The organism is Lentzea sp. NPDC004789, from assembly GCF_053601075.1.
The window spans coordinates 194,006-220,663 of record NZ_JBSGBE010000012.1; the positions used below are offsets into that span (position 1 = coordinate 194,006).

At 68.3% G+C, this 26,658-nt stretch carries 26 protein-coding genes and 1 tRNA gene; 19 read left to right on the top strand and 8 right to left on the bottom strand.

The window, feature by feature from the left end:
• Window positions 1-37 precede the first annotated feature (37 nt).
• The 3 genes from ACWEIJ_RS26650 to lepB are packed head-to-tail and all read left to right on the top strand — an operon-like array spanning window position 38 to window position 2,983.
• Complete coding sequence (locus ACWEIJ_RS26650; protein ID WP_449839957.1) at window positions 38-736, top strand: response regulator transcription factor; 699 nt, start codon at window positions 38-40, stop codon at window positions 734-736.
• A complete protein-coding gene (locus tag ACWEIJ_RS26655; protein ID WP_449839958.1) occupies window positions 733-2,121 on the top strand; it encodes a sensor histidine kinase in 1,389 nt (462 codons plus the stop codon). The genes ACWEIJ_RS26650 and ACWEIJ_RS26655 overlap by 4 nt, the downstream gene beginning before the upstream one ends.
• 10 nt (window positions 2,122-2,131) lie before the next feature.
• Entirely contained in the window at window positions 2,132-2,983 is an 852-nt protein-coding gene (lepB, locus tag ACWEIJ_RS26660) for a signal peptidase I (protein ID WP_449839959.1), read from the top strand.
• A 198-nt stretch (window positions 2,984-3,181) separates the two neighbouring features.
• Here the strand turns inward: lepB and ACWEIJ_RS26665 are convergent, their stop codons facing one another.
• Genes ACWEIJ_RS26665 through ACWEIJ_RS26675 form a run of 3 tightly spaced genes read right to left on the bottom strand, consistent with a single transcriptional unit; the run spans window position 3,182 to window position 6,290 of the window.
• Window positions 3,182-4,087: a carbohydrate ABC transporter permease gene (locus tag ACWEIJ_RS26665; RefSeq protein ID WP_449839960.1), complete on the bottom strand. Its 906-nt coding sequence runs from the start codon at window positions 4,085-4,087 to the stop codon at window positions 3,182-3,184.
• Entirely contained in the window at window positions 4,084-5,037 is a 954-nt protein-coding gene (locus ACWEIJ_RS26670) for a carbohydrate ABC transporter permease (RefSeq protein WP_449839961.1), read from the bottom strand. Before ACWEIJ_RS26670 ends, ACWEIJ_RS26665 begins: the two co-directional genes overlap by 4 nt.
• Complete coding sequence (locus ACWEIJ_RS26675) at window positions 5,034-6,290, bottom strand: ABC transporter substrate-binding protein (RefSeq protein WP_449839962.1); 1,257 nt, start codon at window positions 6,288-6,290, stop codon at window positions 5,034-5,036. The genes ACWEIJ_RS26670 and ACWEIJ_RS26675 overlap by 4 nt, the downstream gene beginning before the upstream one ends.
• A 292-nt stretch (window positions 6,291-6,582) precedes the next feature.
• Between ACWEIJ_RS26675 and ACWEIJ_RS26680 the strand changes: the two genes are divergently transcribed.
• The 8 genes from ACWEIJ_RS26680 (at window position 6,583) to ACWEIJ_RS26715 (ending at window position 14,423) form a co-directional block, all read left to right on the top strand.
• A complete protein-coding gene (locus tag ACWEIJ_RS26680) occupies window positions 6,583-8,565 on the top strand; it encodes a beta-galactosidase (RefSeq protein ID WP_449839963.1) in 1,983 nt (660 codons plus the stop codon).
• A gap of 1 nt (window position 8,566) precedes the next feature.
• On the top strand, window positions 8,567-9,364 hold the full coding sequence (locus ACWEIJ_RS26685; RefSeq protein ID WP_449839964.1) for a DeoR/GlpR family DNA-binding transcription regulator: 798 nt from the start codon (window positions 8,567-8,569) through the stop codon (window positions 9,362-9,364).
• Window positions 9,361-10,455 (top strand): galactose-1-phosphate uridylyltransferase, encoded by a 1,095-nt coding sequence (gene galT, locus ACWEIJ_RS26690; RefSeq protein WP_449839965.1) that lies wholly within the window; start codon window positions 9,361-9,363, stop codon window positions 10,453-10,455. The genes ACWEIJ_RS26685 and galT overlap by 4 nt, the downstream gene beginning before the upstream one ends.
• A 51-nt stretch (window positions 10,456-10,506) precedes the next feature.
• On the top strand, window positions 10,507-12,006 hold the full coding sequence (locus ACWEIJ_RS26695) for a trypsin-like peptidase domain-containing protein (protein ID WP_449839966.1): 1,500 nt from the start codon (window positions 10,507-10,509) through the stop codon (window positions 12,004-12,006).
• Window positions 12,007-12,171: 165 nt separating this feature from the next.
• Complete coding sequence (locus ACWEIJ_RS26700) at window positions 12,172-12,855, top strand: response regulator transcription factor (protein WP_449839967.1); 684 nt, start codon at window positions 12,172-12,174, stop codon at window positions 12,853-12,855.
• Window positions 12,840-13,754 carry a sensor histidine kinase gene (locus ACWEIJ_RS26705; RefSeq protein WP_449839968.1) on the top strand — a complete coding sequence of 305 codons (915 nt, stop codon included), beginning with the start codon at window positions 12,840-12,842 and terminating at the stop codon, window positions 13,752-13,754. The genes ACWEIJ_RS26700 and ACWEIJ_RS26705 overlap by 16 nt, the downstream gene beginning before the upstream one ends.
• Window positions 13,755-13,759: 5 nt before the next feature.
• Entirely contained in the window at window positions 13,760-14,260 is a 501-nt protein-coding gene (locus ACWEIJ_RS26710; RefSeq protein WP_030467661.1) for a MogA/MoaB family molybdenum cofactor biosynthesis protein, read from the top strand.
• Entirely contained in the window at window positions 14,247-14,423 is a 177-nt protein-coding gene (locus tag ACWEIJ_RS26715) for a hypothetical protein (protein ID WP_449840049.1), read from the top strand. The genes ACWEIJ_RS26710 and ACWEIJ_RS26715 overlap by 14 nt, the downstream gene beginning before the upstream one ends.
• A gap of 422 nt (window positions 14,424-14,845) precedes the next feature.
• On the opposite strand, the gene mscL is transcribed toward ACWEIJ_RS26715, so the two are convergent.
• From mscL to ACWEIJ_RS26735, 4 genes are all read right to left on the bottom strand, one after another.
• Window positions 14,846-15,283 carry a large-conductance mechanosensitive channel protein MscL gene (mscL, locus tag ACWEIJ_RS26720; RefSeq protein ID WP_449839969.1) on the bottom strand — a complete coding sequence of 146 codons (438 nt, stop codon included), beginning with the start codon at window positions 15,281-15,283 and terminating at the stop codon, window positions 14,846-14,848.
• Complete coding sequence (locus ACWEIJ_RS26725; protein ID WP_449839970.1) at window positions 15,283-15,837, bottom strand: SAF domain-containing protein; 555 nt, start codon at window positions 15,835-15,837, stop codon at window positions 15,283-15,285. The genes mscL and ACWEIJ_RS26725 overlap by 1 nt, the downstream gene beginning before the upstream one ends.
• 72 nt (window positions 15,838-15,909) lie before the next feature.
• Window positions 15,910-16,203 carry an FmdB family zinc ribbon protein gene (locus tag ACWEIJ_RS26730; protein WP_449839971.1) on the bottom strand — a complete coding sequence of 98 codons (294 nt, stop codon included), beginning with the start codon at window positions 16,201-16,203 and terminating at the stop codon, window positions 15,910-15,912.
• Between the two features lie 94 nt (window positions 16,204-16,297).
• A complete protein-coding gene (locus ACWEIJ_RS26735; protein WP_449839972.1) occupies window positions 16,298-16,864 on the bottom strand; it encodes a 5-formyltetrahydrofolate cyclo-ligase in 567 nt (188 codons plus the stop codon).
• A gap of 38 nt (window positions 16,865-16,902) precedes the next feature.
• On the opposite strand from ACWEIJ_RS26735, the gene ACWEIJ_RS26740 reads away from it, so the two are divergent.
• The 6 genes from ACWEIJ_RS26740 to ACWEIJ_RS26765 all read left to right on the top strand — a co-directional run bounded on the left by ACWEIJ_RS26740 (window position 16,903) and on the right by ACWEIJ_RS26765 (window position 21,704).
• The gene (locus ACWEIJ_RS26740; protein ID WP_449839973.1) at window positions 16,903-17,787 is read left to right on the top strand and encodes a UTP--glucose-1-phosphate uridylyltransferase; all 885 of its coding nucleotides are present in this window, start codon (window positions 16,903-16,905) and stop codon (window positions 17,785-17,787) included.
• Between the two features lie 30 nt (window positions 17,788-17,817).
• Window positions 17,818-19,041, top strand: a complete 1,224-nt coding sequence (gene glp / locus ACWEIJ_RS26745; RefSeq protein ID WP_449839974.1) for a molybdotransferase-like divisome protein Glp — start codon at window positions 17,818-17,820, stop codon at window positions 19,039-19,041.
• Window positions 19,038-19,691 carry a GNAT family N-acetyltransferase gene (locus ACWEIJ_RS26750; RefSeq protein ID WP_449839975.1) on the top strand — a complete coding sequence of 218 codons (654 nt, stop codon included), beginning with the start codon at window positions 19,038-19,040 and terminating at the stop codon, window positions 19,689-19,691. Before glp ends, ACWEIJ_RS26750 begins: the two co-directional genes overlap by 4 nt.
• Before the next feature lie 155 nt (window positions 19,692-19,846).
• A complete protein-coding gene (gene sepX / locus ACWEIJ_RS26755) occupies window positions 19,847-20,563 on the top strand; it encodes a divisome protein SepX/GlpR (protein WP_449839976.1) in 717 nt (238 codons plus the stop codon).
• 59 nt (window positions 20,564-20,622) lie between these two features.
• Window positions 20,623-20,695: transfer RNA gene (locus ACWEIJ_RS26760), tRNA-Ala, on the top strand.
• 307 nt (window positions 20,696-21,002) lie between these two features.
• Complete coding sequence (locus ACWEIJ_RS26765) at window positions 21,003-21,704, top strand: hypothetical protein (RefSeq protein WP_449839977.1); 702 nt, start codon at window positions 21,003-21,005, stop codon at window positions 21,702-21,704.
• Between the two features lie 119 nt (window positions 21,705-21,823).
• On the opposite strand, the gene ACWEIJ_RS26770 is transcribed toward ACWEIJ_RS26765, so the two are convergent.
• Window positions 21,824-22,282: an MmpS family transport accessory protein gene (locus tag ACWEIJ_RS26770; protein ID WP_449839978.1), complete on the bottom strand. Its 459-nt coding sequence runs from the start codon at window positions 22,280-22,282 to the stop codon at window positions 21,824-21,826.
• Between the two features lie 623 nt (window positions 22,283-22,905).
• Here ACWEIJ_RS26770 and ACWEIJ_RS26775 point away from each other — a divergent pair.
• Both ACWEIJ_RS26775 and ACWEIJ_RS26780 read left to right on the top strand, forming a co-directional pair.
• Window positions 22,906-25,554, top strand: coding sequence for a cupredoxin domain-containing protein (locus tag ACWEIJ_RS26775; protein WP_449839979.1), 2,649 nt, complete (start codon window positions 22,906-22,908; stop codon window positions 25,552-25,554).
• A 74-nt stretch (window positions 25,555-25,628) separates the two neighbouring features.
• On the top strand, window positions 25,629-26,612 hold the full coding sequence (locus ACWEIJ_RS26780) for a multicopper oxidase family protein (protein ID WP_449839980.1): 984 nt from the start codon (window positions 25,629-25,631) through the stop codon (window positions 26,610-26,612).
• Window positions 26,613-26,658: the final 46 nt, after the last annotated feature.

Consider the following 26,658-nt stretch of genomic DNA (forward strand, 5'->3'; position numbering starts at 1 on the left):
TCAGGCGCCTCTCAGATCCCTCAGCAACACTGCCCCTATGCGCATCCTCGTTGTCGACGACGATCGGGCGGTCAGGGAGTCACTCCGCCGTTCGCTCCAGTTCAACGGCTACCAGGTCGAGACTGCCGGAGACGGCATGCAGGCCCTGGAGTCGGTGACTGCCGCCAGGCCGGACGCCATGGTGCTCGACGTGATGATGCCCCGGCTGGACGGGCTGGAGGTGTGCCGGCGGCTTCGCAGCACCGGTGACGACCTGCCGATCCTCGTGCTGACCGCGCGGGACGCGGTGAGCGACCGCGTGTCCGGGCTGGACGCCGGTGCCGACGACTACCTGCCCAAGCCGTTCGCGCTGGAGGAGTTGCTGGCACGGCTGCGCGCGTTGCTGCGCCGCGCCGCCCAGGACAACGACGCCGCCGCCCAGCAGTCCGCCGCCGTGCTCAAGTTCGCCGACCTGGAGCTGGACCCCTCCACGAGGGACGTCCGCCGCGGCGACCGCTCCATCAGCCTCACCCGCACCGAGTTCGCGCTGCTCGAGCTCCTGCTGGCGCACCCGCGCCAGGTGCTGACCCGCAGCCGCATCCTGGAGGACGTGTGGGGATACGACTTCCCGACCTCGGGCAACGCACTCGAGGTCTACGTGGGCTACCTGCGCCGCAAGACGGAGGCCGAGGGCGAGCCGCGGCTGATCCACACGGTGCGTGGGGTGGGCTACGTCCTGCGGGAGACGCCTCCGTGATCTTCGAACCCCAGGGACGGCTGCAGAGGGCGTCGCTGCGGGCTCGGGTCACCTGGCTCGCGGCGTTCTGCGTCGCCGGGGCCGTCGCACTGGTCTCGTTCGGTGCGTACATGATCGTTCGCAAGAGCGTGTACGACGCCTTGGACGAGAGCCTGCGCTCACGCGCCGTGGCCGTGGCGACCAGCGTCAAGGTCATCACGCCGGACGACCTGATGAACTACCCGTCGGCGTTCCTCGCCGCCGGTGACGTGAAGATGGGCGTGCTGCAGGCGAACACCGGCAAGATCCTGTACCCGAAGTCGTCCGAGCCGCCGCCCACCGTCGACGAGGCGTGGGAGGTCGCCCAGGGCGAGCGCGGCGAGTACATCTGGACCGACCACCGCACCGAGTCGCGCGTGATCGCCGCCCCGTACCAGTCGGGCCAGGCGATCGTGATCGCCCAGCCGATGGCGCCGCAACGGACCACCCTGGCGAAGCTCAGCGTGGTGCTGCTGCTCATCGGCGGCGCCGGTGTGCTGCTCGCGGCCATCGCCGGCACGGCGGTCGCGCGCACGGGTCTGCGTCCGGTGCAACGGCTGACCGAGGCCACCGAACGCGTGGCGAACACGGGTGACCTGACCCCGATCCCGGTGTCCGGCGACGACGAGCTGGCACGGCTCACGCACAGCTTCAACGCCATGCTGGGCGCGGTCGCCGAGTCGCAGGAACGCCAACGCCGGCTGGTCGCCGACGCGGGCCACGAGCTGCGCACGCCGTTGACGTCCATGCGCACCAACCTGGAACTGCTGCTGGCATCGGAACGTCCGAACTCCCCAACGCTGTCCGAAGAGGACAAAGCGGAAATCCAGTCGGACGTCCGCGGGCAGCTCGACGAACTGACCACGTTGATCGGTGACCTGGTCGAACTGGCCCGTGAGGACGCCCCCCAGGTGATCCACGAGCCCGTCGACCTCGTCGAGGTGGTAGAACGGTCTCTGGACCGCGCGCGCCGACGCGCCTCGAACGACGTCACGTTCGACGTGCAGCTGCAACCGTGGACACTTCTGGGTGATTCCAGTGCTCTGGAGCGTGCGGTGCTGAACCTCCTCGACAACGCGGTGAAGTTCAGTCCGTCGGGCTCCGCGGTGCGCCTGACCCTGCGACAGGTGGGGGACGGCAGCGCCGTGGTGGAGGTGGCGGACGCGGGCCCCGGCATCGCAGACGCCGATCTACCTCACGTTTTCGAGCGGTTCTACCGTTCGTCCGAGGCGCGGACCCTTCCGGGTTCCGGCCTGGGACTCGCCATCGTGAAGCAGGTGGCACAACGGCACGGCGGCACGGCCACCGCGGGCAGAGCGCCCGAGGGCGGTGCCCTGTTCACGTTGCGCCTACCCGGACGTCCGTAAGGTGGGGCGTGTGAGTCATCGCGTGAACGACGATTCTTCGTCGACCTGGGAGACGACGCCTCCCTCCGGGGACGGCCCCGCTGAGCCCACGTCGCGGTTCTCGACGTCCTCTTCGCGGTATTCGTCCTCTTCCTCGTCGTCCTCGTACGACGACGAGCCGGAACCGAGGTTCTCCAGGAAGAAGGCGAAGAAGAAGCAGCCGTTCTGGAAAGAGCTGCTGGTCATCTTCAGCGTGGCGCTGCTGCTGACCGTCGTGATCCAGACGTTCGTCGCGCGCGTGTTCGTCATCCCGTCGGCCTCGATGGAGACGACCCTGCACGGCTGCACGGGCTGCGTGAACGACAAGGTGCTGGTCGAGAAGATCACGTACCTGTTCCGCGACCCCCAGCCGGGCGACGTGATCGTCTTCCGCGGCCCGCCGAACTGGACCGGCGGCAAGGAGCCCCCGAACTTCGTGACGGGCACCCTGCAGGACCTCGGCTCGATGGTGAACCTCTCCGAACCCAGCGGCACGGACTTCATCAAGCGGGTCATCGCCGTGGGCGGCCAGACCGTCGAGTGCTGCGACGACCAGGGCCGAGTCCTGGTGGACGGCAAGCCACTGGACGAGCCGTACCTGAACTTCGGCGGCGGCCCGCGCCAGCAGGACACCTTCGAGAAGGTCACCGTCCCGGCCGGCAAGCTCTGGGTGATGGGCGACAACCGCAACAACTCGGCGGACTCGCGCAAGCACGGCGACCCGACGCCCGCCGACGGCGCCATCCCGATCTCGAACGTGGTGGGCAAGGCCCGCGTGATCGTGATCCCGGTGAGCCGCTGGGGTTCCATCTCGGACTACAACCCGCAGACCGGCGGCAAGTAGGGCAACCCGGACACACAGCTGAAAAAGGGGCGAAGGCCGACACGGCCTTCGCCCCTTTCCGTCTCTGCGAGAGGCACGCGGGGACCTTTCGTACTCTCGGACAGTACGAAAGGTCCCCGCGTGCGTGCTGGCGTGGCCGGGGGCAAACGAAAAGCGCCCCTGGGCCGAAGGCCCAGAGGCGCCGGAGGCGGGACGAGATCAGCCCTTGGTGGACCCCAGTGTGAGCCCACCGACGAACTGCCGCTGCAGCACGAAGAACACGACCAACGTCGGCAACGCCACCAGCAGCGATCCCGCCGCGATGAGGTTGTTGTCGGTGAAGAACGTGCCCTTCAGGTTCTGCAGCGCCGAGGTGACCGGCATCTTGTCGCCGTCCTGGATCAACACCAACGCCCAGAGGAAGTCGTTGTAGATCCAGGTGAACTCCAAGGTCGCCAGCGCGGCCAGCACCGGCCGGCACAACGGCAGGGTCAGCTGCCAGTACTGCCGGAACACCGAAGCGCCGTCCACCCGAGCGGCCTCGGTCAGCTCGTAGGGGATCGTCTTCATGTAGTTCGACAGCACGAACGTGCAGAAACCGGACTGGAAGGCGATGTGGATCAGGATCACGCCGATCTGCGAGTCGATCAGCGAACCGCTCTCGCTGATCCACTCCGGCACCTCGATCAGCCGGTACAACCGCCACAGCGGCGTCACGATCACCTGCTGGGGCAGCAGGTTGCCCGCGGTGAAGATCATGAGCAGCAGCAGGTTGAACTTGAAGCTGAACCGGGACACGCCGAACGCCACCATCGAGCTGAGCAGCAGCGTGATCACCAGCGCGGGGATGGTGATCAGGAACGTGTTCCAGTAGAAGTGCGGCAGGTCGCCGACCTCCCACGCCTTCGCGAAGTTGGCGAACGTGAGCGACTTCGCGATGGAAAAGTAGCCGTTGACCGACGTGTCGTCGTACGTGCGCAGCGACGCGTAGACCGCCCACAGCAGGGGCGCGAGCGTCATGAAGCACGTGAGGATCAGGAAAGCGTGCAGCGCGACGCGTGCGGGCGTGACCACCCGCTTCTTCACGGCGACCGGCGCCGAAGGCCTTTCCAAGGTGGCCGTCACGTCCGGTTCTCCTTGCTGAACACCTGGTACAGGTACGGGATGATGACGCCGAGCGAGATCGTCAGGAGGATCACCGCGACCGCGGAACCGCGGCCGATGCGCGAAGCCTCACCGATGATGTTGTCGGTCACCAGCACCGACAGCAGCTCGAGTCCGTTTCTGCCCTTGTTGATGACGTAGACGATGTCGAACGCGCGCAGCGCCTCGATCACCGTCACGACCGCGACGACGATGTTCACCGGCTTCATCACCGGGAAGGTGACGCGGAAGAACGTCTGCGTCGCCGAGGCGCCGTCCAGCGAGGCGGCTTCCTTCAGCGACGGGTCGACACCCTTCAGACCGGCCAAATACAGCAGCATGATGTAGCCGGTGTGTCGCCACGCCGCCGCGACGAGCACGGCGTAGAGGTTGATGTCGGAGTCACCGATGAAGTCGATCGGCTTGTCCAGGCCCAGCACCGCGTTCAGCAGGCCGCCGTCGGGCGTGTAGATCAGCTGCCAGATGAAGCCGATCAGCGCGAGCGACAGCACCATGGGCATGTACAGCGCGCTTTGGTAGATCCGGCTGCCCTTGATCTCCCGGTCGAGCAGCACGGCGAGCAGCAGGCCCGCGCACGTCGGCACGACGAGCAGGAACACCAGCCAGATCAGGTTGTGCTGCACCGCCGGCCAGAACCGCGGGTACTCGGTGAAGATCTCGACGTAGTTCCCGACACCGATCCACTCGATGTCCTCGAACCCGCCGATGCCGTTCCATCTGCTGAACGACAGGGCGATGGAGCCCAGGGTCGGGACCCACACGAACAGCACGTGCACGATCGTGGGGATGCCGAGCATGAGCCCCAGCACCAGTTTGTCCGTGCCTGCGAGGGCGGTGGCACGCTTTCCACGCCGACGAGGCGGCGGCCCCTCGGGGGCCACCGCCTTCGGCTTCTCCTGCAATGCGGTCACTTGAAGATGTTCTTCGCCTGATCGGCCATGCCCTTGAGCACGGAGTCGATGTCGTCGGGGTTCTTGATGAAGGCGATGAGGCCGTTGGTCGCCGCCTCGCTCGCGAAACCGGGGTCGGTGTCGCGGTCGAGGAACTGCGTGATGTGCTTGGCGTTCTTGATGACCTCTGCCGACTTCTTCTGCAGCGCGCTGTAACCGGAGGTGTCGGCCTTCTGGTTGGTCGCGACCGCGGTCGGGTCCGCCTTGAGGTAGGTGAGCTGCGGCTCGGGGCTCGCCAGGTACTCGAGCAGCTTCAGCGCGCCGTCCTTGTTGGCGGGCTTCTTGGCCATCATGTAGCCGTCGATCGGCGCCTCGACCGTGTCGGTGCCGAACTGCGGGTTGATCTCCGGGAACGGGAAGAAGTCCAGGTCGTCCTTCTCCGCGTCCGGGAACTGCTGGCCGACGAACGCGCCCAGCAGGTACATGCCGGACTTCTTCTGCTGCAACGACTGCGCGGCTTCCTGCCACTCACGGCCGAGGGCGTTCTCCTGGTGGAACGGCAGCAGCCGCTTCCAGGTGTCGAAGACCTCCTTGACCTTCTTGTCCTGCCAGTTCTCCTTGCCGGCCAGCAGGTCGACGTGGAACTGGTAGCCGTTGATGCGGAAGTTCAGCTGGTCGAACGTGCCCATGCCCGGCCAGCCCTGCTTCTGCGCGAAGGCGATCGGGATCAGGCCGTCGGCCTTCATCTTCGTGGCGAGCGCGACGAGCTCGTCGAGGGTCTTCGGGACCGCGTAGCCGCGCTCCTGCCAGACGCTCTTGCGGTAGAAGATGCCCCACGGGTACTGCGTGAACGGCACGAAGTACTGCTTCTTGTCCGAACCCGTGGACGCCTGCTTGAGCGCGTCGGAGTAGTTCCCGCCGATCTTGCCCCACAGGTCGCTCAGGTCACCGGTGAGGCCCTGGTCGGCGAAGAACCGCATGCGGTAGCCCGCGAACCAGGCCAGCACGTCGTCCGGCTTGCCCTGCAGGTAGTTGTTGATCTGCTCCTGGTACTGCTCGTGCTGCTTGGTGTTGATCGTGACGCTCAGGCCGCCCGACTTGGCGTCGAAGCCCTTCAGCGCGGCTGTGATCGCGTCCTTCGGCACCTGGTCGGAGAGGTTGTTGCCGAAGGTGACGACCTTCGACTCCGAGCCGGAGCCCGATCCGCCGCTGCCGCACGCCGCGAGTCCTCCGGTCGCTGCGACACCCGCACCGGCCAGCATGATCCGCAGCATCGTGCGCCTGCCGAAATGTGGTAACGGAGTGGAACCGGGCGTGTACCGAACCATCATCGCTCCTACGGGTGACGCTCGGTCTTGCGAACCGAACAGGACTCCAACAAAGTTGCGCACAATGTGGTCCCAGTCATACACCATGTCAAGCCCCGTTACGGAGCTGTTAACCCCAGCCACGGTGCGTTTCTGGCGCGTACCGGGACAAGTACCGGTCAACCGCCGAACAGAGCCAAACGCGAAGTTGTGTTTGCTTGTGTTGACGTTCTGATGGTTGTCGGCCACGCTTGCCGCCGTGACGACATGGCCCACAGACATGCCAGGCCTCGGCTGGGGGGCGGACTACAACCCAGAGCAGTGGCCGGAACACGTGTGGGCCGAGGACGTCGAGCTGATGCGGCGGGCCGGGGTGAATCTGGTCAGCGTCGGGATCTTCAGCTGGGCGAAGATCGAGGTCAGCAAGGGTGAGTACCGGTTCGACTGGCTCGACCGGGTGCTCGACCTGCTGCACGCCGGTGGCATCCGGGTCGACCTCGCGACCGCCACCGCGGCGCCCCCGCCGTGGCTCACGACCCAGTACCCCGAGATGCTGCCCGTCCGCGCGGACGGCGTGCGGCTCTCGCACGGCTCCCGGCAGGCGTACTGCCCGTCGTCGCCCATCTACCGCGACCGGGCGACCGCGCTCGCGGCCGAGATGGCCGCGCACTACAAGGACCACCCCGCGCTGGCCGCGTGGCACGTCGGCAACGAGTACGGGTGCCACGTGTCGCGTTGCTACTGCGACACGTGCGCGGCGTCGTTCCGCGAGTGGCTCGCCGACCGCTACACGCTCGACCAGGTCAACGACGCGTGGTCCACGGCGTTCTGGAGCCAGGGCTACACGGACTGGTCGCAGATCCTGCCGCCGCGCGTCACGCCGACGTTCTCGAACCCCGGGCACGTGCTCGACTACGACCGGTTCAGCGACGACGCGCTGCTGGAGCAGTACAAGGCCGAGCGCGACGTCCTGCGGATGATCACGCCGGACGTGCCGGTCACCACGAACTTCATGGCGAACTGGACCTTCGGCAACCTGGACTACTGGAAGTGGGCGCGCGAGGTCGACTTCGTCTCGAACGACCACTACACCGAGGCGGAGTCGCCCGACCGGCACGTCGAGCTCGCCATGTCCGCGGACCTGGTGCGCGGTCTCGCCGGCGGCAAGCCGTGGCTGCTGATGGAGCACTCGACGTCCGCGGTGAACTGGCAGCGGCGCAACATCGCCAAGCTGCCGGGGGAGATGCGGCGGCACTCGTTCCAGAACATCGCTCGCGGCGCGGACGGCACGTTGTTCTTCCAGTGGCGGCAGTCGCGCGGTGGCGGCGAGCGCTACCACTCGGCGATGGTCCCGCACGCCGGCGCGGACACCAAGGTGTACCGCGAGGTCTGCGAGGTCGGCGCCGAGTACGCGAAGCTGCGCGACGTCATGGGCTCCACTGTGGACGCTCCGGTCGCGGTCCTGTTCGACTTCCAGTCCGGCTGGGCGCTGCGGCAGGACTCGCACCCGACCAACGACTTCGACTACTACCGGCACGTCCTGGGCTACTACAAGGCGCTCTGGGAAGCCGGGGTGACGGTCGACTTCGTCGCGCCCGGCACGAACCTGTCGGCGTACTCGATGGTCGTCGTGCCGGCGTTCTACACCGTGTCCGACGCGCACGCCGCGGTGATCGCCGACTACGTGGCAGGCGGCGGTCATGTCGTGGTCACGTACTTGTCCGGTGTTGCCGACGAGTACACGCGAGTGCGACTCGGCGGTTACCCAGGGGCGTTCCGGGACGTTCTCGGCGTGTGGTCGGAGGAGTTCTTCCCGCTGCGGCAGGACGAGACCGTGTCGTTGGATGAAGGTTCAACCGCTTCACTGTGGACGGAACACCTGCACGTCAAGACCGCTGACATCGTTGCCTCGTACGTCGACGGGCCGTTGCCCGGCGTTCCCGCCGTGACGCGCAACGCGTTCGGCAACGGTGTCGCCTGGTACGTGGCGTGCGATCTTGATGGGAGCGGTCTCCGCCGAACGGTGGAAAACGCGCTTTCCGGTGCGGGCGTTGAGGTGTCACGTCCCGGGATCGAGCTTGTCCGGCGCAAGGGCGACGTATCGTGGCTCTTCGCCGTCAACCACACCGACACCGACGCGCAGATCGAGGCGTCCGGTGTCGACGTGTTGTCCGGCACGCAGGTCTCCGGACGCCTCACCGTGCGAGCCGGGGACGTCGTCGTCCTCAGGGAAGAGGTGTGAGGTGCTGGCACGTCAACGGCAAGCGGTGATCCTCGAAGAGGTCAGGCGGACCGGCGCGGTGCGCGTGAGCGACCTGGTCGTCCGGCTCGGCGTCTCGGACATGACCGTGCGCCGCGACCTCGACGTGCTCGCCTCGCGCGGCCTGGTGGAGAAGGTCTACGGCGGCGCGACGTCCGTCGTCGGGCGCTCCACCGACGAGCCCGGTTTCGAGGCCAAGTCGGTCCGGCAGCTGCCGGAGAAGGAAGCGATCGCCGCGCTGGCCGCGGGACTCGTGCGTCCCGGGACGGCCATCGGCCTGTCCGCGGGCACGACGACGTGGACGTTAGCCCGCTTCCTCGACGACATCCCCGACCTGACCGTCGTGACGAACTCCATCCGCGTCGCGGACGTGCTGCAGCAGAGCGGGCGCACCGATCGCACGGTCGTGCTGACCGGTGGTGTGCGCACGCCGTCCGACGCGCTGGTGGGACCGGTGGCCGTGAACGCGTTGCGGTCGTTGCACCTGGACGTGGTGTTCCTGGGCGTGCACGGCATGGCCGAGCGCTCCGGCTTCACCACCCCGAACCTCAACGAGAGTGAAACGGACCGCGCACTCGTCGACGCCGCCGGGCGAGTGGTCGTGGTCGCGGACCACACGAAGTGGGGCACCGTGGGCATTTCCACGATCGCCGACCTCGACGAGGCGCACGTGCTGGTGACCGACGAAGGTTTGCCGGACGACGCACGGGCGACCCTCACCGAGCAGGTCGGCGAGCTGGTGTTGGCACATGTACCGGGAAGCGGCGAGGAGTTGGCGTGAGGCGTACCGCGGGGAAGCTGGCGGACGGCCGGGAGATCATCTACTTCGACGACAGCGCTGAGGCACCACCGCGGGTCGCGGTGGACACGCGGGATCTGCCCGCGACGCAGCCGATGTCCGAAGTGCGGCTGGACCCGTTGACCCGCGAGTGGGTCGCCATGGCGGCTCATCGCCAGACGAGGACGTACAAGCCGCCGGCGGACCTGTGCCCGCTGTGCCCGTCGACGCCGGGCCGGCCGACGGAGATCCCCGAGGCCGACTACGACGTCGTGGTCTTCGAGAACCGGTTTCCGTCGCTGGCGCAGAACGTGCTCGACGTACCGTCCACTGTGGATGGCGAGCCGCTGTTCGCCCGCGCGCCGGGACGAGGCCGGTGCGAGGTCGTGTGCTTCACCTCCGACCACAACAAGTCGTTCGGCGAGCTCTCGCCGGAACGCGTCCGCACGGTCGTCGACGCGTGGGCGGACCGCGTCGAGTTCCTGTCGTCGCTGCCGGGCGTCGAGCAGGTCTTCCCGTTCGAGAACCGCGGCGAAGAGATCGGTGTGACGCTCTCGCACCCGCACGGGCAGATCTACGCGTACCCGTTCGTGACGCCACGTACGGAGCGGATGCTCGAAGCCGCGCTGGAGTACTACGCGGCGCACGGTCGGCCGTTGTTCGGCGACGTGCTGGAGGCCGAGCTGCGCGCCGGTGCGCGCGTGGTGGAGGAGTCCCCGCACTGGGTGGCCTTCGTGCCGGCCGCCGCGCGCTGGCCCGTCGAGGTCGTGCTGGCGCCCCGCCGCCAGGTGCCCGACCTCGCCGCACTGTCCTCTGTGGAACGCGAGGACTTCGCATCGCTGTACCTGAAGGTGCTGCACCGGCTGGACGCGTTGTACAACCGGCCGTTGCCCTACATCGCGGCGTGGCACCAGGCACCGGTGCACGTCGGCCGTGAGGAGCTGTGGCTGCACCTGCAGGTCTTCTCGGTGCTGCGGACCGCCGACAAGCTGAAGTACCTCGCCGGCTCCGAGTCGGGCGAGGCGGTGTGGATCAACGACGTCACGCCGGAGCAGATCGCGGACCGGTTGCGCTCCGCGGGAACCCTCACATAGCTCCAAGGCTGGTCTAAGGGTTCTCTCAGGACGGGCCGAGAGACTATGCCCATGACCGAGAGCAACCAGCCAGCGCAGCAGCCGGACCAGCCCCACTCCGTGCCGCCGATCGCCGGTCACAGCGACTCCGGCGTGCGGGAGCAGGGCCCGCAGCAGCCGGATCCCGGCCAGCCGGATCCTTTGCAGGGGGGATCCGGCCAGGCCGGGGCACACGGGGCCCCGGCGGGTCTGGGTGACGTGCCCGCCTCCTTCTCTTCTCCGGCCCAGCCGCAGGTGCACGCACCTGACGCGGGCCAGGCGCAGCTCGGCGGGTCCGGACCCGGCCAGCAGCTACCTCCTTCCGGGTCCGGCCAACTTCCCCCGAGCCACCCCCTCGGCCTGGGGTCCACCACCGCCCAGTTCGGCGCGGAGCCGCCGTCGGGGCCTTCGACGGGCCAGTACTACCTCCCGCCCGGCTACCAGTCGCCGGTCCCTCCGCGCCCCAAGGGCCGCGGCAAGGTCGTCGCCGGTGTCGCCGCCCTCGTGCTGCTGGTCGGAGGGCTCTCCGGCGGTCTCGGCGGCTACCTGGGCTACACGTTCGCGAACGAGTCGTCCGCGGTCAGCTCGCTCGACGCGCCGCGACCGGCCTCGCAGACGAGCAACACCCAGCCGGGCTCGGTCGAGGACGTGGCGAACAAGCTGCTGCCGTCCGTCGTGCAGATCCAGGTCGTGACGCGGACCGGTGCCGGTGAGGGCTCGGGCTTCATCATTTCCAGCAACGGCCAGATCGTGACGAACAACCACGTCATCGAGGGCGCGGCCAACGGCGGCAACATCAAGGTCGTCTTCCAGGACGGCCGGACCGCCGCCGCCAAGATCCTCGGCCGCGACCCGAGCTCCGACATCGCGGTCATCCAGGCCGACGGCGTCTCCAACCTGCCGGTCGTGCAGCTGGGCAACTCCGGCGACCTGAAGATCGGCCAGGGCGTCGTCGCGATCGGCTCGCCGTTCGAGCTGTCCGGCACCGTCACGTCGGGCATCGTCAGCTCGCTCAACCGCCCGGTCTCGGCCGGCGGCGAGAGCCGCAACTCGCAGGCGACCGTGCTGAACGCGATCCAGACCGACGCGGCCATCAACCCCGGCAACTCCGGCGGTCCGCTGGTGAACATGCAGGGCCAGGTCGTGGGCATCAACTCCGCGATCTACAGCCCCAACCAGTCGGGCGGCCAGGCCGGCTCCGTCGGCATCGGCTTCTCCATCCCGATCGACCAGGCCCGTCGCACCATCGACGAGATCGTGAAGACCGGCAAGCCCAAGCAGACCGTCCTCGGCGTGAAGGTCGAGTCGACCGACGGCGGCGCGAAGATCTCCGAGGTCACCCCTGGAGGTGCCGCGGAGAAGGCCGGGCTCAAGGCCGGTGACGTGATCACCAAGTTCGGTGACCGCCGCATCGACCAGTCCGACACCCTCGTCGCCGCGGTCCGGTCCAAGGCGCCCGGCGACAAGGTCACGATCACGCTGTCCGACAACCGCACGGTCGAAGCCACCCTCGACGGCGTCGAGGTGGGATAGGTCGGGGGACGTGCGGTTCTGGCATCCGCCGCCCGCCAGAACCGCACGTGACGACCCTGAGGAGACCGGCCCTGTGCGCACCTGCCCCGCGCGCAGGGCCGGTCTCTTTTCGTTTTCTTACGGTTGCGGGCCGGGGCGCCGCGCGTGGCTTAGCGTGGTGGCGTGGTGGAACGGGTGTTGGTCGTCGACGACGACACGACGGTGCGGGACGTGGTGCGCCGTTACCTCGAACACGCCGGGTACGAGGTCGAGCTCGCCGGTGACGGGGAACAGGCGCTGCGGCTCATGGCCGCGCACGAGCCGGACATCGTGGTGCTGGACGTGATGATGCCCGGCATGGACGGCCTGGAGGTGTGCCGGCGCATCCGGGAACGCGGCAGCACGCCGGTCGTGATGCTGACGGCGCTCGGCGAGGAGGAGGACCGCATCGCCGGGCTGCAGATCGGCGCGGACGACTACGTCACGAAGCCGTTCAGCCCGCGCGAGCTCGCGTTGCGGGTGTCGTCGGTGCTGCGACGGGCGAACAAGGCCTACGAGCCGCGGGTGGTGCGCGACGGGAACGTGGTGCTCGACGTGGCCGCGCACACGGCGACGCTGGACGGCGTGCCGTTGCAGCTGACCACCCGCGAGTTCGACCTGCTGGCGTTCTTCATCGGCAACGCGGGCAAGGCGTTCGGCCGGGCCGAGCTGCTGGAACGGGTGTGGGGCTGGAACTTCGGCGACCAGTCGACCGTGACCGTCCACGTGCGACGGTTGCGCGAGAAGATCGAGAAGGATCCGGCGAAGCCGGTGCGGCTCGCCACCGTGTGGGGCGTCGGCTACAGGTATGACAGATGTCCAGCCAAATGATTCCAGGCAGGCTGAGCCGGGTTTCCCTGACCACCGCGATGACCGTGATGGTCATCGTGCCGGTGGTGGCGACCATCGGCGGCGTGCTCGCGGTCAGCGGGTTCATGTTCACGCCGATGCTCAACGCGGCGCTCATGGCGTGCACGGTGGTCAGCGTGGTCACCGTGCCGTTCTCGATCATGCTGGGCCGGGCCATCGCGCGGCGGACCATGTGGGAGCGCGAGGCGGAGTCGGCGCGGCGGCAGCTGGTCGCGTGGATCAGCCACGACCTGCGCACGCCGTTGGCCGGGATCCGGGCGATGACCGAGGCGCTGGAGGACGGCGTCGTCTCCGAGCCGGGCGAGGTCGCCGTCTACGCGAAGCAGATCGCGCAGGAGGCCGACCACCTGTCGAAGCTCGTGGACGACCTGTTCCAGCTGTCCAGGATCACCGCAGGCGCGTTGAAGCTGACGATGCACGACGTCCGGCTGGCCGATGTGGTCAGTGACGTGGTGGCGGCCTCACGACCCGTCGCCGCGCGCAAGGGCGTCGAGCTGCGGGCGAACGCTCGCGAGTGGCCGGTCGTGCGCGGGTCAGATCCGGAACTGATGCGTGTCGTGCGCAACCTTGTGTCCAATGCCATTCGGCACACGCCGGAAGGCGGCATGGTCGCCGTCCAGGTCGATGTGGACGGAGGCGAAGCCGTGGTGCGGGTGGACGACGGGTGCGGCGGCATCCCCGATGACGTGCTGCCACACGTGTTCGACGTGGGCTTCCGCGGTTCGCCGTCACGCAATCCCGCGGGCGCCGGGCTGGGTCTGGCGATCGCACGAGGGCTCGTCGACGCGCATCACGGGCGAATCGGTGTCCACAACCACGGTCCTGGCTGCCGCTTCGAAGTCGGACTCCCGCTACGGTGATCGGTATGGAACGCAGCGCGCAGCGCCTTGGCCGCGCTTTGGTCGTGATCGTGGACGACCGGGTGGCGCACGGCGAGCAGGACGACAACTCCGGCCCTCTCGTCACCGAACTGCTCGAAGAAGCGGGCTTCATCGTCGACGGCACCGTCGCGGTCGAGGGTGAGGTGGTCGACATCCGGGCCGCGCTCAACACGGCCGTCATCGGCGGCGTCGACCTCGTTGTCACCGTGGGCGGCACCGGCGTGTCGCCGCGCGACGTCACCCCCGACGCCACGCAGGGCGTGCTGGACCGTCCGATCCACGGCATCGCCGAGGCACTCCGCGCCTCCGGCCTCGCCGCGGGCGCGGTCGACGCGGGCATCTCGCGCGGCCTCGTGGGCGTCTCCGGCAGCACGCTCGTCGTGAACCTCGCGGGCTCGCGCTCGGCGGTCCGCGACGGCATGGCGACCCTGTCGTCGTTGGTGCCCTACGTCATCGAGCAGTTGAGTGGTCTTGACGAAGAGTGATCCTCCCCAGCCGGCCGACGACGACGCGGTGAAGCGTCGTCGCCGGCTGGCTGAGGTGTTCGGCGATGTCCTGCCGGAGACGACGTCGGATGAGCGCGGTGGGCCGGAGGCCGACCGCGAGGCCTGGTACCGCGAGAACCGGCCGCCGCACCACGGCGGGTAGCGAGTGCCGCGGTGGGCTGGAGGCTGACCGCGGGGCTTGGTACCGCGAGAACCGGCCGCGGTGGGCGGCGAGCGTCGCGGTCCGCCGGGTGTTGGACCTCGGTGGGCAGTGAGTGCGGCGGTGGGCCGGAGGCCGGCCGCGGGGCCTGGTCTGCGGCGGGTGGCGAGCGTCGCGATCCGCCGTGCGTTGGACCTCGGCGTCGAAGCCGAAGCGAAAGGGCGCGGCAACCCGCGTTGCTGACCGGGACGAACCCGAACTGGGCGCCGACGCCGCATGCGCGCTCCAGCCGCCCTTGACGTCCAGGCCTCCGGTGCGCGATGCCGCGCCGCCCGACCGCGCGCAGCGGCCCAGAACGGCCGGACCGAGCCAGGAGAAGGCGCGCGACTGGCGCGCGCCTCGTCCCGGTGGGGTGGGCTCGGCTTTCAGACCTTCGGGTTGCGCACGTCGGTCGACTGCACGACCGTCTGGTGGTTCTGCTGCGCGGCCAGCAGGTCGCGGATCTCCTTGAGCAGCTCGACGTCGGTGGGCTCGGCCGGGCCCGGCTCCTCGCCCTTCTTGCGGCGTTCCTGGATCTTCTTGATCGGCAGCACCAGCGCGAAGTAGACGACCGCCGCGATGATCACGAAGTTGATCACCGCGTTGATGGCCGCGCTGAAGTCCATGTACGTGTCGGGCTTGTTGTCCCGGAGCTGGATGCCGAGGCCGCTCGTCTCGGGGCTGCCGAGTGAGGCGATGAGCGGCTTGATGATGCTCGTGGTGATGGCGGTGACGATCGCGGTGAACGCCGTGCCGATGACCACGGCCACGGCCAGGTCGACGACGTTTCCGCGCATCAGGAAGTCTTTGAATCCCTTCAGCATCAGCGGAGAGTAACGGCTAACGCATGATCCAGTGACATCGCGGCCACACGAGTTGCATTAAGTCTCGGCAACGTGAGCACGACGACTTGCCCGCGCGTCTCGCGCACGGATGCGTTCTCGGCCAGCACCTCCGCCGACGGCGACACCACGTCGACCCGGTCGCCCGTCCGCACCACGTCGGCAAGGCCCTGGTCAGCCACCTTCACCGCCACCGAGGCGAGATCGTCCGGCGTGGCGGCGAGAGCGAAGTCCGTCAGCGGGACGCCCGCTCTGGCCGGACCGCTCAGCTCCCGGCCCACCACGGCGTCGGCACGCGCGAACGAGCCCGAAACGGACTCGGCGAAGGACGCCAGGCGGACGTCGGAAGCCGCCAGCGGCACACCCGCCGGCAGATCACGTGCGGCGACGACGGCCGGATGGCCCACGTCGGGCCAGAAGGCCGTCAACGCGGCCAGCAGGGCGAGGCCCAGCGCCAGGAACCGGCGCCACGCGACGGACGGGCGGCGGCGCGACAGCGAGCGGATCCGGTCGAGGAAGGTGCTGGAAAGAGTCATGCCCCCGACGTTAGGGCTGTCGGGGGCATCGCCGACCGGGCTGAGGCCCGATCTGTGGACAACTCGCGATCTTCAGGACGCGGCGGCCGCCGGGGCGCTCGTCGAGGGCTTCGAGTCCGAGGACGACTTCTTGTCCGAAGACGTGGAGGTCGTGGACGAAGTGGTCGACGACGTGCTCTTGGACGAGCCGGAGCGGCTGTCCGTGCGGTAGAAACCGCTGCCCTTGAAGACCACACCGACGGCGCCGAAGAGCTTGCGCAGCTTGCCCGAGCACTCCGGGCACTCGGTGAGGGAGGCGTCGCTGAACGACTGCACCGCCTCGAACCGGTGCTCACACGCGGTGCAGGCGTACTGGTACGTAGGCACTGGGTTCGCTCCTAGATCTGGCACTCGACCGTTGTGAGTGCCAACACGATTTTGCGTCAGGAACTTCCCGGAGCGCAAACACCCAAGGCCAATGTCACAGCCATCGCAGGCCCGCCGAGGGCGTCAGCACGGCGTTCATCCGCACGTCGTGCGGCTCCGCGGGCACTTCGGCGAGCACCTCGCAGTCGCGGACCACGGCCACCAAAGGGGCGTTGACCAGCGGCAACGACCTGTCGTAGTGGCCCTTGCCCTTGCCGAGCCGGATCCCGGCCACCGACACCGCCAGCGCGGGCACGAGCACCAGCGAGGCTCCAGCGATCGCCGAGGGACCGAGCCGGGGCCCGGTCGGCTCCAGCAGCCGCAACGCGGCGGGTGTCAGCGCGTCCGGTCCCGTGTGGACGGCCCAGTCGAGCGGCGCGTCGCCCGTCACGATCGGCAGCAGCACCCGGCACCTCAGCCCGTCGAGCCACGACGCGTCACCGGGCTCCGAACCCACCGGCAGGAACGCGCAGACGGTCTGATCTGGGCGGACGTCGAGCGCGGCCACGTGCGCCGCCAGTGCCGCGGCCTCGGCGGCCCGCACCTCGGCGGACAGCGCGCGGCGCGCGGCCAGCAACCGTGAACGCAGGGTGGCCTTCCGGTCACGAAGATCGGACGTCATGGTGGGTTTCCCTCGGCATGTCGTTAGCATCGCTGCCCATGAGCAGCGCCTTCCACACCGCCATCGTGCCCGCGGCCGGCCTGGGCACCCGTTTCCTCCCCACGACCAAGGCCGTGCCGAAGGAGTTGCTGCCCCTGGTCGACACCCCGGCCATCGAGTACGTGGCCAGGGAGGCGGCCGAGGCCGGCGCGTCCAAGCTGGTCATCGTCACGTCGCCGGAGAAGGCGTCGGTCGCGAACTACTTCGACGCGAACCCCGAGCTGGAACAGACGCTGGCGGCGCGCGGCAAGGCCGACCTCGTCGAGAAGATCCAGCGCGCCCCCCAGCTGATCAAGGCCGAGACCGCGATCCAGGAGCAGGCGCTCGGCCTCGGCCACGCCGTCGGCTGCGCGGAAGGCAACCTGACCGGCCAGGACGAGGCCGTCGCGGTGCTGCTGCCGGACGACATCATCCTGCCCACCGACGCCCTCAAGAAGATGGCGGAGGTCCGCGAGGAGAAGGGCGGCAGCGTCCTGCTGGCGTTCGACATCCCGCGCGAGCAGATCTCCGCGTACGGCGTCTTCGACGTCCGCGACACCGGGAACGACGACGTCAAGCAGGTCGTCGGCATGGTGGAGAAGCCGAAGCCGGAGGAGGCGCCGTCGACGTTCGCCGCGGCCGGTCGCTACCTGCTCGACCGGGCGATCTTCGACGCGTTGAAGCGCATCACGCCTGGTGCGGGCGGTGAACTGCAGCTCACCGACGCCATCGCGCTGCTGATCGCGGAGGGTCACCCCGTGCACGTCGTCGTGCACCGCGGCGGGCGACACGATCTCGGCAATCCCGCCGGATTCCTGCGCGCTGCGGTTGACTTCGCACTCAAGACCCCGGAGTACGGGCCCGATCTGCGCGAGTGGTTGCGGGAACGCCTCGACAACTCCTGATCAACACCTTCTGGGCGCGAGGACCAACACATGAGGTCAGTGGACGAGCAGCTCGCTCGGGTGATCGCGGCCGCGGTGCGGCCCGCGCCCGTGCGGGTGGCGATCTCGGAGTCGCAGGGCCTGCTCTGCGCGGAGGAGGTCGTCGCGGAACGCGCGTTGCCCGGCTTCGACCAGGCCGCGGTGGACGGCTACGCGGTGCGCAGCGTCGACGTGTCCGGCGCGAACGCGAACCCCGTGCAGCTGCCGGTCGTGGGCGAGATCCCGGCGGGCTCACGGCAGCCGCGCCGGCTCCAGCCCGGTCAGGCGGTGCGGGTGGCGACCGGCGCGCCGCTGCCCACGCTGGCCGACGCGGTCGTGCCGCTCGGCTACACCGACGGCCACCACGCCAAGGTGACGGTCAACCGCAGCGTGCCGTCCGCCGGGTTCGTCCGCCGCACCGGCGAGGACGTGCAGACCGGTGACGTCGCCGTGCGCCGCGGCGCGTCCATCGGTGCTGCTCAGGTGGGTCTCCTGGCCGCGGTCGGACGCAACAAGGTGCTCGTCCACCCGCGGCCGAGGGTCTCGGTGATCTCGCTCGGCGAGGAGCTCGTCGACGTCGACCGCACGCCCGGTCAGGGGCAGGTCTACGACGTGAACTCGTACGCGCTGGCCGCCGCCGCACGGGACGCGGGGGCCGAGGTCAGCCGGGTCGGCATCATGTCCGCCGACCCGCGCCGGCTGCGCGAGGTCGTCGAGGGACGGCTGCTGCTCTCCGAGATCGTCGTCATCGCCGGTGGCGTGGGCGGCGCGATCGGCGACGAGGTCAAGGCCGCGCTCGCGGACCTCGGCGACATGGACGTCACGCGCATCGCCATGCACCCCGGCTCCGCCCAGGGCTTCGGGCGGCTCGGCCCGGACGCCGTGCCGACGTTCCTGCTGCCCGCGAACCCGATGAGCGCGCTCGTGGTGTTCGAGGTGCTGGTCAGGCCGCTGATCAGGGCCGCGCTGGGCAAGAAGAACCCGTACCGCCGGGCGGTCAGCGCACGGCTGCTGTCGCCGCTGCAGTCGACCAAGGGCCGCCGCGGCTTCCTGCGCGGCCAGCTGCTGCGCGACGCCGACAACGGCGAGTACCTGGTGCAACCGCTCGGCACGTCCGGCGCGCACCTGCTCGCGTCACTGGCGGAGGCCAACTGCCTGATCATGGTCGACGAGGACGTCACCGACGTCTCCGTCGGTGAAGAGGTCCTGGTCAGCTTCCTAGCGCAGCGTGGATGAGCGTCTTCGCGGATCTCGGCAGGCACCCCGGCTGGCCCGCCCGGCTGGGGCCCCTCCAGGTGCGCGCGGGAACCGTCGAGCTGCGCGGACCGCGGCTGCTGGACGGCGGGAAGTGGGCGCGGCTGCGGCTGCGCGACCGCGACTACCTGGAGCAGTGGGAACCGACCGCGCCGGAGGGCTGGGAGGAGCGCAACGCGACGCTGTCGTGGCCCGCCCAGTGGTCCTCGTTGCGCGCCATGGCCCGGCGCGGCTCCACGCTGCCGTTCATGATCCTGGTGGACGGTGAGGTCGCCGGTCAGATCACCGTGGGCAACATCGTGCGCGGCTCGCTGCTGTCGGCCTGGATCGGCTACTGGGTGGCCGCGGACCGGGCGGGCGGCGGCGTCGCGACGGCCGCCGTGGCGTTGCTCACCGACCACGCCTTCCGCGACGCCGGCCTGCACCGGCTCGAAGCGACGGTCCGTCCCGAGAACGCCGCCTCGCTCCGGGTGCTCGCGAAATCCGGCTACCGCGAGGAAGGCCTCTTCAAGCGTTATCTGGATGTTGCCGGCCAGTGGCGCGACCACCTCTGTTTCGCGCTCACGGTCGAAGAGGTCCCGGATGGCCTAGTGCGCCGTTTGGTCGCACGCGGAGAGGCCCGTCTTCCCTGACGGTTGCTTCCGTTCGTCCTAATCACTTCACCCAAAAGTGGGTGATACACCACACTTTGGTACGTACCGCGCTCGGCGAGCCTCCGACACAGGTGTGACTGTTGTGACTAGCGTGGTGACAGCACCACGCGTGGGCCGGGGGAGGTGAACGGGGAATGCCGAGTTCGCTGATCATCGTTGCGCTGGTCGTGGCGTGGCTGGTGGTCCTCGTCCCCATGATGGCCCGCAAGCGCCAGGAGAGTGCGCGCAGCGTGGGGGAGGAGTACGACGCCATGCCCGACGCCGAGTACGACGACATCCACGACATCGACGACGATTACTTCGACGAGGAGGAGTACGTCGAGCGCCCGTTCCGGCGCGGCCGCGGTGGCTACGACCCCGAGACCGCGGCCCTCGTGGCGCAGGCCAAGTACGCGTTCCGGCGCAGAGTGGTGGCGTTCCTGCTGGTCGCCGCCATCGCCTCGGGCGTTGTGGCCGGTGTGTTCTACACCCCGCTCTGGTACGGCCACGCGGGGATCGACCTCCTGCTCGTGGGCTACCTGACCTACCTGCGCAGGCAGGTGCGGATCGAGGAGGAGATCCGCGCCCGCCGGCTCGCCCGCCTGCAGCAGGTGCGCCGCCGCCGCGCGACGGGTCCTCAGCAGCAGGAAGCCTCGGCTCCCGCTCCCGAGCCCGTGCAGGCCGTTGTGGTGGAGGCCGAGACCACCCAGGTCGAGGTCGTCGAGGACCGGCCGGCGCTGCCGCCGTTGCCGCGCTACGAACACCACGTGCGTCCGGGCACGATTCCGGTCGACTCCGACGACGAAGATCCGGTGTTCGTCGAGTTAGAGGGACTGGAGTCGCTGCGGTACCGGGGTGCTGTTGGGGCTTAGGAGGGGGTGGTGAAAACACCCCCTTCGGGGCTGCTATAGTTCTTCACGTAACACCGCAAGGGGCTGTAGCACAGTTGGTAGCGCGTCTCGTTCGCATCGAGAAGGTCAGGGGTTCGATTCCCCTCAGCTCCACGCGATAGGTGGCGAGTGCTCGTGAAGAGCACTCGCCATTTTCGCGTTCCGCGTGTTTTCTGGGGGCCGAGCCCCCAGACCCCAGCCGGGGCTCCGCCCCGGACCCCGGGCGGCTTGCCTTCGGCTTCGCGCCCTCCCGAGAGGTCCCCAGCTCACCTGTGCCTTGGGCCGGCGGGCTTCGCCCCTTGCCGGTGTTGCTGCCGGGCCGCCCCAAAGATCTTGAAGCTGGTGGGCAACCGGGTGGGGTGTGCCGGCGTCTTGAGTGCGTAGTTGGTTGGGGGATCTTTTTTCCTGGGGGAATTCAGCCATGTTTAAGCGCGCCTTTTTTGTCATGCCCGCACTCGGTTTCGGGCTGGCCGCACTCGTTGGTTGTTCGGCGGCCACGCCGGCGGCCGTGCCAGTGCCGGTTGTCACGTCTACCAGCAGTTCTTCGGCTGCGCCCACGTCGTCCAGCACGCCGGTGGAGAAGCCTCAGGCGGTGGTGGAAAAGCCCGTTGTCAAGCAGTCCGAATGTGCGGTCAATCCGGCTGACTTGCCGGTTCCGCCGGCCGATCCGTACACGACGCTGCCCGGTAAGTACGGCGTTCAGATCAAGATCGCGGGTGCGCCGGAAGTGGTGAAGGTGGGCAAGCCGGTGGAGGTCGAGGTGACCTTGTGCAACAACTCGCCGGTGGCGTACCCGGAGGTCGGCTTGGTGTTCGCGATTGACCGCTGCAGCTGCGCGGGCGGCCCGGTGTACATCAGCAGGGGCACCGTTGCGCGGTTCGACACCGCCAGCGGCTCCTGGATCGACTTGAAGCAACCCGTGATGGGCACCGGCATGGACTATCTCTCCCAGTTCACCAACCGGCAGCCGTTGCCGAAGGGCAAGAAGGTGACCGTTCGGTACCGCTTCACGTTCGACCAGAGCATGGGTGAGGGCGACGGCGACGTCGTCGCCGCGGTGGTGACGACGGCCGGTCCGATGAAGATCTCCGAGGTCCGCGCACCGTTCAAGGTGCGGCACTGATCACGGGACGGTGTAGCCAGGTCCACGTTCGGGCCTCGGGCCGGGGAGCGTCTGCCGAAAGCGCGGACCTCCTCGGCCCGACGTGTTCTCCGTGATGATCACGTCCACATTGGACGGTGTCATCCCCGTGTCACCGGGGTGATCATGTTCGAGCACGACACGGTGGTGTACTCGCCCTTGGCCGTGTTGTTGGCGACGACGTGGCCGTCGACCGTGATGGTGCACGAGATCGACTCGCCCTGGCCGTTGGTCGCCATGACCTGTGCCACGGTGAGACCGGGTCCTGCGGGGATGGTCAGTTCCTTGCGCCACGGCAGGCCGACGGCCTCGGCCTTCTCGACGTTGTTCGTCCCCTCGACGCCGAACCTGATCTCGGGCGCCCTGCCGCCAGGGCCGGTGATCTCGTAGACGACCGTGTGGGTGGTCGGAACGGGTGCGGGATCGTTGTCGGTGAGGCCGAAGACGGTCGCGGCGGCGATCGCGGCCGCGGTGAGGCCGGCTGCCGCTGCCCACCAGGCTCGCCGGTGGCCTCGGCCGGTGGGGGGAGGCGCCAGCGGGCCGGCTTTGCGGGTGCTCATGGCTGACGGCATATCCCACCGCTCTCTCTTGTCAGTGGATTCGGGTATTGCTGCGAAGGTGGTCGGTACGACGGGTCATGGTGGCATCCTTGCGGATGTTTTGGCCAGGTCCATTCGGGGAACAAGTTTCTTGATCCGGCGTTGTCGAATGGGTGCGAAACTGTCGGGTGTCAACTTTGAAAAGCAAATGCTTGTCACTTGTCAGGCTTACTGATCAGGGCGTTGACCTGCAGATATACTGGCCGGGAAAGCCGGGCGCGATGTCGTGCATGGGGTGGCGCGGAATATCTCGTTAGCTCTTGGTCACATCACGGGATGGACGCGAGTGCGACTCAGTTGACAGATCGTTAACGCTCGGGTAATTCCTCGGACATTGGCCGCACGACTATTTAGGTGTCTTCACGTGACGGCCGGTGCACCACCGCAGATGTGAGCCGCAGCGCTGTTGGGTGCTAATGCGGAGAAACGAAACCTCAACGGGGTGTTGTTTGTCATGCGTGGAGTTTTCCGATGTGCCGCAAGAGGTGTCAGAAGGGAAATCGATGCGCTCTCCACACCTATCACGCATCTTCTCGTCAAGGAGGAGACGGCGCGGAGCACGAGCACTCGCGTTCGGTTCCGCGTTGTTGCTCGCCCTGACCGCGATCGGGTTGAACACACCGGCGGCCACCGCGGCCACGTTCTCGGTGTCGCTGCAGAACCTGCAGTACAACCCGGCGAATTTGAACGTCAACGTCGGTGACACCGTCAGGTGGACCAACAATGAGACCAACGGTGTCACGCACAGCGTGACCGGCGGTCCGCTGTCCTCGGACGTGAACCCCGGCGAGTCGTACTCGTTCACGTTCACCTCCGCGGGCACCGTCAACTACCACTGCCGTTTCCACCCGGACATGCTCGGGTCGATCGTGGTCGGCGGCGCCCCGCCCACGACCACAACGGGGCCGACGACGACCACCACGTCGCCGACGACCACGACGGTGCCCACGACCACGACCACCACGAGTTCCAACACGCCCGCTCCGACGACGACCACCGGTTCGGGTGGGGCGCCGATCGGTGGTGGACCTCTGCCGGTGTCGTTCCACCTCACCGACAACCAGGGCTCGTGGTACGACACGAATCTCAACCTGTTCGGCACCAGGTCCCTCGCCGTGGCCGAACTGCCGCGGGTGAAGACCGGCGGGCTCATCCCCGGCGTGCCGCTGAACGGTCTTCCGCTGCTGGGCAACGGCGCTCTGCTCGGTTCGGACGCGAGCAATCTGCTCAACGGTGACCTGTCGCGGCTGACGCAGCTGCCGCTCAACGGCACGCTGCTCCAGGGCCTCGGCGTGGACGTGGAGAAGCTGCTCGGGCTGGACAAGCTGCGCAGCGCGATCGGCAAGGTCATGCCGCCGCTCGACCTGCGGGCGATCAAGGCGAACACCCTGATCACCCAGCTGTCCCAGCAGATGGCGGCCCGCCCGGCCAGCACGAAGACCGCGCTGACCGACCTGCCGGTCGGCGTGGAGCTGATGAAGGTGCTGGCCGACATCCAGAAGTACGTCCAGACCGCCACGATCAGCCTGCCCGTGACGGTGAACTTCGACATCTCGAGCCCGAACGCGCAGTCGGCGCACACGATCACGAACCTGATCTGGCCGGAGGGGGCGCAGGGCTTCCCGTTCGACCAGCCGGGCGCCTTCGTCGGCAGCACGACCGTGCAGCTGACCGAACCCGGCCTCTACGCGTTCGTCTGCAAGATCCACCCGTACATGCTCGGTGCGGTCGTCGTGGACGACCCGCTCACGCCCGGCCTCGACTTCGGCAAGAAGCTGAAGATCAACAGCCGTGCGCTGAACGTCCCGTCCGACGCCGACATCATCTCGCAGCTGGTGTTGAAGTTCTTCAACATCACCGCGCCGAACAACTGGCAGAAGTTCAGCAACACCGAGCAGCGGACGTGGAACCCGACGTACCCGCCCGCGCCGATCCTGATGTACGACTCGAACGGAACGCCGCAGCTCGTCCCGTTGCTGGACGCCTACTTCAAGAACAAGTTCGGCCTGCCGAAGACCCTGCCGGCGCTCAACCAGCGGCCGGGCACACCCGGCGTGGGCGAGGTGTGGATCGACACCGAGCTAGAGAAGACGGCGGGCAAGGCCAAGTCCGGCACCGCGACCAAGGTCGACGTCTCCACCTGGAAGGTCGACCGCAAGGTGGCGTTGCCCGAGGTCAACATGAACAACCCGCACAACATGTGGACCGACAAGGACGAGCGGTACATCTACCAAACCGAGTGGTTCGGCAACAAGCTCGACGTCTTCGAGCGGGCGACCGGCAGGTTCGTCCGGCAGATCGAGGTCGGGCCCGACCCGTCGCACGTGATGACGAGAACGGACACCGACCAGCTGCACGTCGCGATCAACGGTGGCGCGTCGGTGGTCGAGCTCTCGCCGGGCGGCACGAAGATCGACCGGCGCATCCCGGTGCAGGGTCCGGGTGAGAAGGTCGCGCACCCGCACGCCCACTGGATGACCGGTGACGGCACGACCATGGTCACGCCGAACGTCAACACCTACGACTCCACCGTCGTGGACATCGCGACCGGCAACATCCGCAAGGAGGCGACCGGTGAACTGCCGATCGCCACGGGCATCACGCCCGACGGCGCCAAGGCGTACGAGGCCAACTTCATGGGCGGGACGGTGTCCTGCATCTCGCTCAAGGCCGACGCGTGCAAGGACGGCGGCGCCACGGTGCACAACAAGCAGATCGACCTGTGGCACAACTACGACCCGGTGGCCGGCGACCACGGCTCGTTCGGCGGTCTGCCGATCCAGCTGCCGGTGAGCCCGGACGGCAACGCGCTGTTGGTGGCCAACACGTTGACGTCGAACATCACCGTCATCAACCCGAAGACCGACGAGATCGTGAAGTGGTTGCCGTGCGACTCCGGTTGCCACGGCATCAACTACGGGGCGAAGAAGGGCGGCGGCTACTACGCCTACGTCTCCAGCAAGTTCGCCAACACCCTCGCGGTCGTCGACATCGACCCGAACGGCGACGGCGATCCGTCCGATGCCGCCGTGGTCGGGAAGATGGTGCTCGACGCGACGTCCGCCACCGCGTCGGACGACCAGGTCGTCGACCACATGGGGATGGGCGGTATGGGCGTGCTCGCCGTGCCGCTCGTCTACAACGGCTGGGTGCAGAAGGTGCCCGGCAATCCGGTGAACGACCAGCTGACCTGTCGTCAGCGGCACCCGCTCACCTACGCCACTGATTGCTGACACCCCTCACCGCGGGACGGGAAGCCGTTCGACGACGGCTTCCCGGCCCGCGGCTTCCCAGCGGGAGGCGACTCATGTCCACAGACTTGGTTAGACAGCGCAAGTTCCTGCCGGTGCTGACGGTTCTGCTCGCCGTCCTGATCGCCCTCGCGGGCGTGACCACGTCGAGCGTCCTGAGGGAGTCCACTGTGGATCCGGTGCTGCCGGCCGCGGCGAGCGACGACCTCGGTGACGGGACCCACCTGGCCCCGTACGAGGTGGTCGGCGGGGTCAAGGTGTTCCGCCTGCGCGCGGCGCCGCTGTCGTGGGAGGTCTCGCCCGGCAACGTCCGGCAGGCCTTCGCCTACAACGGAACCGTGCCCGGTCCGGTCATCCGGGTCAACGAGGGCGACACCGTGCGCTTCATCGTCCAGAACGACCTGCCGGAGAGCACCTCGTTGCACTGGCACGGCATGGACCTGCCCAACGACCAGGACGGCGTGCCCGGCCTCACCCAGCCCGAGATCGAGCCGGGGCAGAGCTTCACCTACGAGTGGAAGGCGATCAGCACCGGAACCCATTGGTACCACTCGCACATGCACGGCGAGCAGGAGGGCAGGGGGCTCTACGGCTCGCTGGAGGTGGTGCCCAGGCTCGGTGACATCTCCGCCGCCCGCGACTACCGGCTGATCGTCGGCGACGGCGCGCTCGGGTTCGTGTTCAACGGCAAGAGCTTCCCCGCCACCGTGCCGCTGCGGGCGCGCGTGGGCGAGCGGGTGCGGATCCGGTTGATCGGCTCCGGCCCCGAGATGATCCACCCCATCCACCTGCACGGCGGCTACTTCGAACTGGTCGCGCAGGACGGCAGACGACTACCGCTGCCGCAGCAGATGGACACCTTGCTCGTCGGTGTCGGCCAGACCTACGACATCGTCTGGACCCCGACCAGGGTGGGCAAGTGGATGATCCACTGCCACATCTTCTCCCACTCCGAGACCCACACCGGGATGGCCGGGCTGGTGTCGATCTTCAACGTCGACCCGCCCGCGGTCGGCCTGCCGCTCCCGCTGGGCGGCTGAGCCGTGCCGAGCACCTGCGACAGCGACGAATCTCCTACTGCGGAAG